The organism is Bradyrhizobium sp. ma5 (assembly GCF_042258955.1).
Lineage (GTDB): Bacteria > Pseudomonadota > Alphaproteobacteria > Rhizobiales > Xanthobacteraceae > Bradyrhizobium.
In genome coordinates this window covers 3041389-3053202 of record NZ_CP170156.1, presented here as the reverse complement: position 1 = coordinate 3053202, position 11814 = coordinate 3041389, and the positions used below count along the sequence as shown (strand labels likewise).

Sequence of the window (11814 nt, the reverse complement as noted above, 5' to 3'; positions counted from 1 at the left end):
GAGCCTGTCATCGGGCCGCGCTTTGCGCGGACCCATTGGGCTTAATCCGCCCTACGCAGCTACGGGTTCGAGCCTACGCCGACTTGCGCACCGCGTTGTCGACCAGCGTCTTGCCGAGCGACCAGATCGCGCCGGGCACCTTGTGGCTGCCGGCGATCACGTCGTCGAACGACTTCTCGATCCAGCCGCAATCCTCTTCGGTGATCATGAGCGGCGGCAGCAGCTTGATGGTGTGGAGGCCGTGGCCGGCGACCTGGGTCAGGATCTTGTGATCCTTGAACAGCGGCACCGTGATCAGCTGGCAGAACAGGCCCTTGTTGGCGGTCTCCAGCAGATTCCACGACGCCTTGAGCCGCAGCGATTTCGGCGGACCGAACTCGACGCCGATCATCAGGCCCTTGCCGCGGACTTCCTTCATCAATTCATAGCCGGGCACCATGCGCGTCAGCGCAAGGCGGAGCTCGGCGCCGCGTTTGGCGGCGTTCTCGACGAGCTTCTCGGCCTTGATGACATCGAGCGTCGCGATACCGGCAGCCATCGCCAGATCGTTCTTGGCGAAGGTCGAGCCATGCACGACGGCGCGATCCATCTGGTTGAAGATCTTGTCGAAGATGTTCTTGCGCGTCAGCAGCGCGCCGATCGGCACGTGGCCGCCGGAGAGCGCCTTCGCCAGCAGCACCATGTCGGGCTCGATGCCCCAATGCTCGATCGCGAGGAACTTGCCGGTGCGGCCGATGCCGGTCTGGATCTCGTCGGCGATGAACAGCGTGCCGTATTTGCGGCACAGCGCCAGCGCGCCTGGCAGGAACTCGTCGGTGGGCATGTTGACGCCCTTGCCCTGGATCGGCTCGACGATGAACGCGCCGACCTGGCGCGACGACAGCGCTTTCTCGAGCGCCTCAAGGTCGTTGTAGGGGATCGCGGTGCAGCCCGGCAGCAGCGGCTCGAAGCCGCTGCGGAAATTCGAATCATCTGTCAGCGACAGCGCGCCGTAGGACAGGCCGTGGAACGAATGCCCGCAATAGACGATACCGGGACGGCCAGTGGCGCCGCGCGCGAACTTGATCGCCGCTTCGACGGTTTCGGCACCGGAATTAGCAAAAAACACCTTGTCCAGATATGGGACATACTCCAGAAGCCGTTCCGCGAGCACGCCGGCCAGCGTCGAGACGTCGAGCTGCACCAGATTCGGCAGATCGGCGTCGAGCACGCTCTTCAGCGCCTTGCGGAGGTCCGGATGATTGCGGCCAATCGCAAAAACGCCAAATCCGCTCAATAGATCGAGGTAACGAGCCCCCTGACGATCGAAGAGGTATTGGCCTTGCCCCTTCTGGAAGCCGACGTCGTAGCCGATGGTCTTGAGGACGCGAACGAGCTGCTCGTTGAGGTGACGCGTGTGCATGGCACCGCGCTGCCCCTCGCGCTCCACAAATATCTCGGAAACGTCTAAATTGGAACTTACCATTCGTTACATACGTCGGTTGATGGCCATCTCGTCAACTTAAAACGCTCGCTAGCGGCGTTTTGACCCCCGCTCGGATCGTCTAGATAAGCACAGGTTTGGACCATGTTGCACTGCCCAAGAACTTTCGCGCGTACAATAGCCTTTTCAGGTTTATTTTTGGCCACCGTATTGTCACCGGCATTTGCAGCGGACCCGACCGGCGACTGGAAGGTCGCAGACGGTGTCGCCACCATCCGCGTCGCCCAGTGTAATGGCAACATGTGGGGTGCTGTGTCCTGGGAAAAAACCCCCGGCGGCAAGGATAAGAACAATCCTGATCCTGCGAAGCAAACTAGGCCGACGCTCGGTATGCCGATCCTGATCGACATGAAGAAGAAGGCCGGCACCGACGCGTGGGAAGGCCAAGTCTACAACGCGAAGGACGGCCAGCTCTACAGCTCAACCATCAAGCCCGTCGGCACCGATCAGCTAGAGATCCAGGGCTGCGTGCTCGGCTTCCTGTGCGGCGGCGAGACCTGGACCCGCGTCGGTCCGCCGATCCCCATGAGCGTCGCCGGCAACCCGCCTGTCGCCGGCAGCCCGGCAGCGAAGGGTGCCCTGCCCAAATCGGCAGCACCGCAGAAGACCACCGGCGCCGTGGCGCCTGCCGCCAAGCCGGGTCAAAAGCAAGCAGCTAATGCCCCAGGCAGTGCCAATGCGTCTGCTGACGTCGTGGGCGATATCTGCCTGCTGCCGGACATCGCGCGACCGACGCACTAGCGGATGTGAGATCGCGCGCGAGAGCACAGATGCTCACGCGCGCGCCGGGATGACTGGATCGCTCGGTCTGAAATCACGGCTCGGCGGCACCTGCCGCCAAGCCGGATCGAAAACGAACCGCCTAGGCGTCAGGTGACGTCGTTGGCGATATCCTCCTCTTTGCCGACCTCGCGCGGCTTGCCCATCAGCGCCGGCTGGAAGAGCAACACTGCCGCCAGCGTGGTGACGAGCGAGAGCGCGAGCAGCTTGCCCATGCTCGCGGTGCCGGGATGGCTTGACAGCCACAGGCTGCCGAACGCGGTCGCCGTGGTCAGCGCGCTGAAAAAGATCGCGCGCGTCAGGCTCGATTGCAGCAGGTTTGTCCTGCCCTGGCGCCACGCCGTGACATAGTAGATCTTGAACGCGACGCCGACGCCGAGCAGCAGCGGCAGCGCGACGATGTTGGCGAAGTTGAGCGGCAGCCCGATCAGCACGCAGATCTCCAGCGTGACGATGCCGGCAACCAGCAGCGGCACCAGCGTCAGCAACACGTCGACGACGCGGCGCAATGCCAGCCACAACAGCACGCTGATCGCCACAAGCGCCAGAATGCCGGCGTGAATGAATGCGTCGACGACGACATCGCCGGATTTCAGAATTGAAATCGGTCCACCGATTGCGGTCGGCTCGGCAACGAGCACAGCGTCGGCAAAGCGGCGCAGATTGTCGTTGTCGTTCGGATCGCCCTTCGGCTCCGCCTCGACGCGCATCAAGCCATCTTTGGTCTTCCAGCTCGCGACCAGTTCCGGCGGCAGGTTCTGCAACGTGACGGTCTGGGCCTGCAGCGTGTTCTTGAGCTGGTCGAATACGATCTTCATCGGTGCGACGAAGACGTCCTGCGCCTTGTCGCGGATCGCCTGGTTCGAATCGGCGAGCTTCTGCAGCGCGTCGGCGAGCCGGCGCGCGGCAACCGCGCCCGGCCCCTTGCCGTCGCCCGCGGTCCTGCGCAGGCTGTCGACCGAGCTCTTCAGCGACTCGACATTCTCCTGATCGGACGGCGCAGGATCGACCGAATCCGGATTGAGTGCCGGGTTGAGCGTCTTGGCCGCCTGCGCGATCAGCTTCAGCTTGGCCGGCTGGTCGTCAGGCACGAAGCTGTCGAGCGACACCACGCGCGACACTTCCGGCAGCTTCTCGAGCTTGGCCTCGATCTTCTTGGCGTCGGCTTCCGAGCGCGTCATCACATTGATGGCGTTGGCACCGGTGTTCGGATCCTTCCGCAAGTCGAGGAAGGTCGCGATCGATTCCACCTTCGCGCTGCGCAGGTTGATCGGGTTGAAGTCGAACTTCATGTAGTGGAGCAGTGGCAAACCAGCGACGGAGATCAGGATCGTGCCGACGATGATCGGGATGCGGTGCTTTTCCAGGAAGTGGTCGAGGGGGGCCAGGAAGGCGTAGCCGACCGCTTCCTTCTCGCCGGGCGGATTGAGCAGATCGAGCAGCGCCGGCAGCACCGTGATGCTGGTGAGGAATGCGATCAGCATGCCGGCGCCGGCGATCTTGCCGAGCTCGGAGATGCCTCTGTAATCGGTCGGCAGGAAGCAGAGGAAGCCGGCGGCCGTCGCCATCGCCGCAAGCGACAGCGGCACCGCCGAGCGGCGCGCAGCGTTCTCGAGCGCGAGCGTCAGATTGTCGTTCTTGAAGCGCTCGGAGCGGTAGCGAACGCTGAACTGGATGCCGAAATCGACACCGAGACCGATGAACAAGACCGCGAAAGCGATCGAGAGCAGGTTCAGCGATCCAACCATCATCAGGCCGACCGCCGTGGTGAGCGCAAGACCGATGAACAGGTTGACGAACACGGCGAAGATGATCTTGCCGGAGTGCAGCGCCAGCCAGAGGATGATCAGCACGATCACCACGGTGCCGATGCCGTTGGTGATCGCGCCGTCCTGCACGGTGGCGTATTCCTCGTTGGCGATCGGCACGGGTCCGGTCAGGCGAACGCGCGCGTGATATTCAGTCGGGAATTTCAGATCGGCGGCCGCCTGCCGGATCGCGTCGGTCGCGCCCTTGCCCGGCTCCAGCGCCGAATAGTCGATGATCGGCTTGATCTCGATGAAGGCGCGCTTGTCCGAATCGGTCAGCGGCTTGTCGCTGGTGAGCTCACGCCATGAGAAGGTCGCGCTGCCCTTGGCGAGGATGGTCTCGACGGTCTCGGAGATCAGGTTGAACGGCGGCGCGGCATTGTCGAGCTTGACCTGTCCGCGCTTGACGCCGGCAAGGCCGGTCTCGAGCGCACCGGTCAGCCCGCGGATCGAAGGGTCGCCGGCCATGATCTCGATCAGCGGCGCGGCCGATTCGAGCTGGCCCGTGACCTTGCCAACCTCTTCGGTCGGCAGGAACAGCAGGCCGTTCCTCTCGAAGAATTCGCCGGAGCCGAGCGCGGTGATCGCCTCGAAGTTCTTCTTATCGGCTTGCAGCTTCGCGGTGAGCGCCTTCGCGGCCGAGCTGGTCAGCTCGGGCGTCGCTGCCTCGACGACGGCCAGGATCAACCGCTCGCGGTCAAAGGCTTCCTCGAACTGGTTGTCACGCTTGCGCCAGTCCAGATCGGGCGAGATCAGCTTGTTAATGTCGGTATTGATCGAGAAATTGCGGGCCGTATAGAAGCCGGCGCCGATCGACAGCAGCACAGCGAGAATGACAACCGGAAGGGCAAAACGCGTACAGGTCCTAACAACGGAGACGACAATATTTGTCAGCACTTCGTTTCTTTCTAATCTCGGGGAAGCATGGCCGAAAACGCCCGCTCTGTAGCGGAGTTCCGGGGACCGATCTAATGTTGTTTTGGTTACCTTCGCCGACGAGATGCGAAGAGGTTCCAAACCACAGGAACGGCCACGAGTCGCCGGTATAGACCGCAGGAGTGGGCGATAAAGTGACGAACAAGTGAGGGAGACGGACGGTCGCAGGACCCGAAATCCACACTATATTACCTCCGTGCCCGCACCTAGCTGGCTACTCATCCGCTCGAAGCGCTACCTTTTTGCCACAAATCCCTGTATTTCCATGCTCTTGAGGGCGCGGATCACGTGCAGGACCTGAGATGGTGCGGACATTGCAACTGAAGTTGCGGCGTCCGACCGGGCGGAGTGCGTTGCCGAAAAGGCCGCAGGGCATGGAATGAGATTGGTGCAATTTGCGTAACGGACGACCTATGGAAGTGTTTCTTGCCCAGCCGCGCGGCTTTTGCGCGGGCGTTGTGCGCGCGATCGAAATCGTCGAACGCGCGCTGCAGAAGTATGGCTCGCCCGTCTATGTCCGCCACGAGATCGTTCACAACAAATACGTGGTCGAAAGCCTGAAGAAGAAGGGCGCGATCTTCGTCGAGGACCTGTCGGAAGTGCCGGCCAAGGCGGTGACCGTCTTCAGTGCCCATGGCGTCGCCAGGAGCGTCGAGGAGGAGGCGGAGGCCCGCGACCTGCCCGTGCTCAATGCCACCTGCCCGCTCGTCACCAAGGTCCACAACCAGGGCAAACGCTATATCTCGAGGGGCCGCGCCCTGATCCTGATCGGGCATGCCGGGCATCCTGAGGTCGAGGGAACCATGGGGCAGGTTCCGGGGCCGGTCCTGCTGGTCCAGAGCGTTCAGGATGTGGCGGAATTGCGGCTGCCGACCGACGCTCCGGTCGCCTATATCACCCAGACCACCCTGTCCGTGGACGACACCAGGGACATCATCGCGGCCCTTCAGGCAAAATTTACAGATATTCAAGGCCCGGACATCAGGGATATCTGCTATGCGACACAGAACCGCCAATCTGCGGTAAGGGACCTGAGTAAGCTGGTGGACGTCATTTTGGTGGTGGGGGCCGCCAATAGTTCCAACTCGAACAGGCTTCGTGAGATCGGCACCGAGGTTGGCGTCGCGAGTTATCTCATTGCCGATGGGAGCGAGCTCAACCCGGATTGGCTGAAGGATGCGAAGGCCGTCGGCATCACGGCGGGTGCATCGGCACCTGAAGTTTTGGTCGACGATGTCATCGAGGCCCTGCGGCGCATCGGACCGGTATCGGTCTCGGTCGTTCCGGGCCGCGAAGAGAATATCGAATTCCGGCTGCCGGCCGAACTGACTGCGGGCTGATCTGAACCCAATTCCCTTTGATAAGTGCAGAAAGAAAATCGTCTAATGGCTATACCGTTCTTCAAGGAAATGCGTATCGGCGGTTATCTGATCAAGCAGAAGCTGCTTGGCCGCAAACGCTATCCGCTCGTGCTGATGCTCGAACCGCTGTTCCGTTGCAACCTCGCCTGCGTCGGCTGCGGCAAGATCGATTATCCCGATGCGATCCTCAATCGCCGCATGACCGCGCAGGAATGCTGGGACGCGGCCGATGAATGCGGCGCACCGATGGTGGCGATCCCGGGCGGCGAGCCGCTAATCCACAAGGAGATCGGCGAGATCGTGCGCGGCCTCGTGGCGCGCAAGAAGTTCGTCTCGCTGTGCACCAATGCGCTGCTGCTCGAGAAGAAGCTCGATCTGTTCGAGCCGTCGCCCTATTTGTTCTTCTCGGTGCATCTCGACGGCCTGAAGGACCATCACGACAAGGCGGTGTCGCAGAAGGGCGTGTTCGATCGCGCCGTCTCCGCGATCAAGGCTGCGAAGGCGCGCGGCTTCACGGTCAACGTCAACGCCACCATCTTCGACGGCCATCCGGCCGAGGAGATCGCCAAATTCCTCGACTTCACCACCGAGCTCGGCGTCGGCGTCTCGATGTCGCCGGGTTACGCCTATGAGCGTGCGCCCGACCAGGAGCACTTCCTCAACCGCACCAAGACCAAGAAGCTGTTCCGCGACGTCTTTGCGCTCGGCAAGGGCAAGAAGTGGAATTTCATGCATTCCGGCCTGTTCCTCGACTTCCTCGCCGGCAACCAGGAATACGAGTGCACGCCCTGGGGCATGCCCGCGCGCAACATCTTTGGCTGGCAGAAGCCCTGCTATCTGCTCGGTGAAGGCTACGCCAAGACCTTCAAGGAACTGATGGACACCACCGATTGGGAGACCTACGGCACCGGCAAGTACGAGAAGTGCGCCGACTGTATGGCCCATTGCGGCTACGAGCCGACCGCGGCGACCGCTGCGATCAACAATCCGCTGAAGGCGATGTGGGTTGCGCTGCGCGGCATCAAGACCACTGGCCCGATGGCGCCGGAGATCGACATGTCGAAGCAGCGTCCGGCGCAGTACATCTTCGCCGAGCAGGTCGAGAAGAAGCTTTCGGATATCCGTCGCGACGAGGCCGCGGCTGCCGCCGCCAAGCAGCAGCAGAAGGCTTCCAGCGCCGCGTAAAGCTCCATGTGAGCGGACTGCAGAACGAACAAGGGCCTCGGTTCAGCGAACCGGGGCCCTTTTTTCTTGGATCAGGATGCCGCCTGCTCTCGCCTGGTTCGGAGCAGCAACTGTTCGATCTCTGCGGCGCGCGGAGCGCTGAGTGTGCCACGCTCGATCCCGAGCGGGACATTGCGCAGAGCCAGTTCGCGATACAGCGCGCCCGAGGCGGGAAAGCGCTCGTCCAGGGCCCGCAGGTGCTTGACGATCGTTCCAACGTCGCCGCGCGCCACGCAGCCACCCATGCCGTTGGCGAGGCCACCGTCGAGAACGGCTGCGACCGTGCCCCGCAGCAGCGGCATCATGGCGCGCAGCGCGTCGGCCTCGCTGGCGCCAAAGCTTTTCCAGAGATCGACGCCTTCCTTGAGCAGAGAGATTAGGAATGGGCCGACATAGTAGGCCGAGGCATGATAGATCGCGCGCACACCGGCCGGCAGCGCCAGCGGCTCGCACCCGATGCTGGTGGCGAGCCGCTCGAGGTCGTGCCGGAAGTCGCCTTCAGCCTCGATGCCGACGGTGCATCCGCGCAGCCCCTCAAGCGCGACGTCGGGATTTGCAAACATCTGCATCGGATGAAATCCGCCGGTTGCTGCGCCCGCGGACCGCGCATGGTCGAGCGCGGCCAGTTCGGTCGCGCCGCTGCAATGGACCACGCGGTGACGCGGCTCCCAGCGCAGACCGCGGCAGACCGGCAGGATTGCGTCGTCGCTCACCGTGAGAAAGACCATGTCGCAGTTGTCCACGACCTGTTGCGCATCGGTCATCGGCCGTGCCGACGGGATGCGGGATCCGAGACGCTGCGCGGCATTGGGACCGCGGTTGTAGAAGGCCGCGACGTCCAGATCCGCGCGGGCAAACGCCGGCGCGAGCGTCTGCGCGACGCGGCCGGCACCGATGAAGCCGATCCGCAACGAGGCCTGCGACGTGCTCATTGCGCGTAGCTCCCGTCGATGCGGTCGAGCCTGCGCCGCAGCGCCGGCCATTCCAGCAGCCCGTAACCGGCTTGCAGGTTTTGCGCCGATTCATTCAGCACCGGATTGGTGTCGCGCTCATTGTCGAGCGTGATCTCGGTGCCGGCAAAGCAGGTCACCGTGTTGCCGATCGCCAGTTCGCTCGGGGCGTGCAGCGGCCGGCCACAACCGAGCGCATCGACCTGGATCCGGCAGGCCTGCTCGAGCCAGTAGATCGCATTGAACGCCTGCGGAATCGTGTTGCCGCAGACCAGGAGGCCATGATTGCGCAACACTAGCACGTTGTTGCGGCCGAGATCGGCGACGACCCGGTCGCATTCGTCGCGGTCGATCGCCGGCCCCTCGAAATCGTGATAGCCGATCCGCCCGTGAAACCGCATTGCCGTCTGCGACAGCGGCAGCAGCCCCTCGGCAAGCGTGCTGACCGCCGTGCCTGCCCGGGTGTGGGTATGCAGAACGCATTTCACGTCGGGCCGCGCGCGATGGATCGGAGCATGCAGATAGAAGCCGGCCACGTTGACGTTGTAGCCGTGGTCGGGCTGCAGCAAGGTCCGGCCCTCGATGTCGATCTTGACGAGGCTCGACGCCGTGATCTCCTCGTAAAGCATGCCGTACGGATTGATCAGATACTGATCATCATGGCCCGGGATTTGCGCGCTGATGTGGTTGTAGATCAGGTCGGTCATTCCATAGAGCGCGACCAGGCGGTAGCACGCCGCGAGATCGACCCGCATCGCCCACTCCGCTTCCCCGACCATCGCCCTGACGTCGTTGACGGCACAAACTTCGGTCTGACGCATATGACTGGGACCCTTAGTGGCGGATGACGGAGGCGCGTTCGACGACGTTGCCAAGGCCTTCCGACGACGGAAGCGCGCCGAACACATGCATCCCGTCCGCGCCAAGCCTGGATTGCACGAACAGATCGGCGGCAGCGGCGTCGCTGTGCCTCAACATCTCGGCAGCCTGCAACGCATGCGCCATGCGGGTGACGAGCGCCCTCGCATGCCCATCGTCCGGATATCGTGCCAGCATGCGATCCGCGAGGTCGTCCGTGCACCGGTCATAGAGCGGATTGAGGCCCTTGCTCGCGCGCAGTTCGTCGACGAACGCGTCCCGGCAATTTGCATCCCGTTGCATGGCGCGCAGCACGTCCATGCACATCATGTTGGAGGTGCCTTCCCAGATCGAGTTCAAAGGCGCCTCGCGATAGAGCCGCGCCATCGCATTCTCCATGATGAAGCCGTTGCCGCCATGCACCTGCAGGCACTCATAGGTGAAGGCCGGCGCACGCTGGCAATTCCAGAACTTCACCACGGGAGTGGCGACCCGCGCCAGCAGCCGCTCGTGGTCGCTCGTCTGCAGGCCGTCGGTCGCACGCGCGACGCGAAATGCGCCCAGCATCGCCGCTTCGCTCTCGATTGCGAGATCGGCAAGCACGTTGCGCTGCATCGGGAGCTCGGCCATCGGCTTGCCAAATGCCGTTCGCGTTTGCGCGTGGTTCAGTGCCAGGCTCAACGCCTGCCGCAGCAGTCCGGCGGAACCGACCGCGAAATCCAGCCGCGTCAAATGCGCATGCGAAAGGATCTCCGCGATGCCGCGGCCTTCCTCGCCGACCAGGATCGACCACGTCTCGTGATACTCGATCTCGCTCGACGCGTTCGAACGGTTGCCGCATTTGTCCTTCAGGCGCTGAATGTGGATGCGGTTGGCGCTGCCATCCGGCAACAGGCGCGGCACGAACAGGCAACTGACACCGGATTGGGTGCGCGCCAGCGTGTAGAATCCATCGGCGACCGGCACTGAGAAGAACCATTTGTGGCCGGTGATCGCATAGATCTCGCCATGCGCGCCGCGCTCGACGAAGCGCGCGGTGGTCTGGGTCTCACGCAGATCGGAGCCGCCCTGCTTCTCGGTCATCGCATAGCCGATCACCGCCGCGCGCTTGGCCTCGATCGGAAGCCGGCGCGGATCGTAGTCCGCCGCCAACGTTCGTTCCCGCCACAGACTGAATTGCGGTTTGCCGGAAAACCCGGCGATTGCGGCGTATGCCATCCCGGTGGGGCAACCGACGCCGTTCTCGATCTGATTCCAGAGATAGCTCAGCGCCGCGCGCGCCAGATGGCCATCTGACTCGCGCGTCGACCAGGCCAGGCTATGGACCTCGCTCTGGAACGCCAGCGCCATCAATTGATGCCACGCCGGATGAAATTCGACCCAATCGTTGCGGTTGCCATACCGGTCATGGGTCAGGAGCTTCGGCTCGTGCTCGTTGGCAAGCCGCGCGGCGTCCTGCACGGCTTCGCTGCCGGCGTGCGCGCCGAGCGCAGAAAGCTTGTCTCTTGCCCACGGTACGATCTTTGCGATCAGGGCGCTCAACGCGCGGTCGTCATCGAACGCGTTGAAGCCGGTGGCTGGCCGCGCCTGGTTGCGGACCTCATGGGTCGCAAATGGAGCGGCTTTCGCTTCCGAGGCGGCGACCGGCTGGACACACGCATTCATGCGGAGACTCTCGATACAGGGGTCAATTCTGGCGTGGGATTGCGAAACAGCATGCGCGCGGAAAGCCCCGCGATCGATTGTGCGATCGCCTTTGCCGCGTCGGAGTCCGGGGCTGCTTCGGGCGCCAGCGGACCAACCAGCGCCTCCATGAAAGCGCCGGCCACGCAGGATGCCGCGACATTCGCATCAATCTCGACGAACTCGCCGTCGGCGATGCCACGCCGGACCAGCCTTGCGATCTGATCGGCCAGGGCCGCCCGGTATTTCAGGCGCGCCGCATCGATCTCGGGCTCGCAGGGTTCGGCGATCAGCGCATAGGCCAGACGGCGGCCGCGCATCGCCCGGACCGCGAAGGTGTAGATCGCGTCCACCAGACACTGGGACGCAGATCCCTCCGCCTCGACGATCGCGGCGACAACGGCCACCTCGCGCTCGGAAACCAGGGCCAGCACCTGCGCGTACAGGTCAGCCTTCGAGTCGAAGTAGCGGTACACGCTGCCCGTGGCCACGCCGGCCCGTGAGGCGATCAGGGCGATCTGGGCGTCCTTCCACCCACTCAGCGCCACCGCCTCCTTGGCGGCATCCAGAATGCGGGCCTTGGTCTCGACGAGCTGGTTGAGGCGAACCGCAGCGATTGCCATAGTGAACCTTTATTCATGAATGCAGGATCATAATTCATAGTCGATTGAATTACGGTTTCTGCCAAGCGCGCCCACGGGGCGGCCCGAGGTCGCAGGACGGCGCACACC

The 11814-nt window shown here is 63.3% G+C and carries 9 protein-coding genes; 3 read left to right on the top strand and 6 right to left on the bottom strand.

Features of this window, described 5'->3' with window-relative positions:
* Nucleotides 1-73: 73 nt before the first annotated feature.
* The gene (gene hpnO / locus ACE103_RS13980) at nt 74-1465 is read right to left on the bottom strand and encodes an aminobacteriohopanetriol synthase HpnO (protein WP_375779895.1); all 1392 of its coding nucleotides are present in this window, start codon (nt 1463-1465) and stop codon (nt 74-76) included.
* 102 nt (nt 1466-1567) lie between these two features.
* On the opposite strand from hpnO, the gene ACE103_RS13975 reads away from it, so the two are divergent.
* On the top strand, nt 1568-2224 hold the full coding sequence (locus tag ACE103_RS13975; RefSeq protein ID WP_375779894.1) for a DUF2147 domain-containing protein: 657 nt from the start codon (nt 1568-1570) through the stop codon (nt 2222-2224).
* Nucleotides 2225-2352: 128 nt separating this feature from the next.
* Here ACE103_RS13975 and ACE103_RS13970 read toward each other — a convergent pair whose 3' ends face one another.
* Entirely contained in the window at nt 2353-4968 is a 2616-nt protein-coding gene (locus tag ACE103_RS13970) for an MMPL family transporter (protein ID WP_375779893.1), read from the bottom strand.
* 452 nt (nt 4969-5420) lie between these two features.
* Between ACE103_RS13970 and ispH the strand changes: the two genes are divergently transcribed.
* Nucleotides 5421-6347, top strand: a complete 927-nt coding sequence (ispH, locus tag ACE103_RS13965) for a 4-hydroxy-3-methylbut-2-enyl diphosphate reductase (protein WP_375779892.1) — start codon at nt 5421-5423, stop codon at nt 6345-6347.
* A 45-nt stretch (nt 6348-6392) separates the two neighbouring features.
* Nucleotides 6393-7553: an adenosyl-hopene transferase HpnH gene (gene hpnH, locus ACE103_RS13960; RefSeq protein WP_212311112.1), complete on the top strand. Its 1161-nt coding sequence runs from the start codon at nt 6393-6395 to the stop codon at nt 7551-7553.
* A 71-nt stretch (nt 7554-7624) separates the two neighbouring features.
* Here the strand turns inward: hpnH and ACE103_RS13955 are convergent, their stop codons facing one another.
* From ACE103_RS13955 to ACE103_RS13940, 4 genes are read right to left on the bottom strand one after another with little or no spacing between them, the layout of a single operon-like run.
* On the bottom strand, nt 7625-8575 hold the full coding sequence (locus ACE103_RS13955; protein WP_375779891.1) for a Rossmann-like and DUF2520 domain-containing protein: 951 nt from the start codon (nt 8573-8575) through the stop codon (nt 7625-7627).
* On the bottom strand, nt 8521-9363 hold the full coding sequence (locus ACE103_RS13950; RefSeq protein ID WP_223970867.1) for a class II aldolase/adducin family protein: 843 nt from the start codon (nt 9361-9363) through the stop codon (nt 8521-8523). Before ACE103_RS13950 ends, ACE103_RS13955 begins: the two co-directional genes overlap by 55 nt.
* A 13-nt stretch (nt 9364-9376) precedes the next feature.
* Nucleotides 9377-11065: an acyl-CoA dehydrogenase family protein gene (locus tag ACE103_RS13945; protein ID WP_375779890.1), complete on the bottom strand. Its 1689-nt coding sequence runs from the start codon at nt 11063-11065 to the stop codon at nt 9377-9379.
* Complete coding sequence (locus tag ACE103_RS13940) at nt 11062-11706, bottom strand: TetR/AcrR family transcriptional regulator (protein WP_375779889.1); 645 nt, start codon at nt 11704-11706, stop codon at nt 11062-11064. The genes ACE103_RS13945 and ACE103_RS13940 overlap by 4 nt, the downstream gene beginning before the upstream one ends.
* Nucleotides 11707-11814 lie beyond the last annotated feature (108 nt).

Coding starts and splice junctions, on each gene's coding strand:
- ACE103_RS13950 (WP_223970867.1), bottom strand. CDS start 9,363: ATGCGTCAGACCGAAGTTTGTGCCGTCAACGACGTCAGGGCGATGGTC.
- hpnO (WP_375779895.1), bottom strand. CDS start 1,465: ATGGTAAGTTCCAATTTAGACGTTTCCGAGATATTTGTGGAGCGCGAG.
- ispH (WP_375779892.1), top strand. CDS start 5,421: ATGGAAGTGTTTCTTGCCCAGCCGCGCGGCTTTTGCGCGGGCGTTGTG.
- hpnH (WP_212311112.1), top strand. CDS start 6,393: ATGGCTATACCGTTCTTCAAGGAAATGCGTATCGGCGGTTATCTGATC.
- ACE103_RS13975 (WP_375779894.1), top strand. CDS start 1,568: ATGTTGCACTGCCCAAGAACTTTCGCGCGTACAATAGCCTTTTCAGGT.
- ACE103_RS13955 (WP_375779891.1), bottom strand. CDS start 8,575: ATGGCCGGCGCTGCGGCGCAGGCTCGACCGCATCGACGGGAGCTACGC.
- ACE103_RS13945 (WP_375779890.1), bottom strand. CDS start 11,065: ATGAATGCGTGTGTCCAGCCGGTCGCCGCCTCGGAAGCGAAAGCCGCT.
- ACE103_RS13940 (WP_375779889.1), bottom strand. CDS start 11,706: ATGGCAATCGCTGCGGTTCGCCTCAACCAGCTCGTCGAGACCAAGGCC.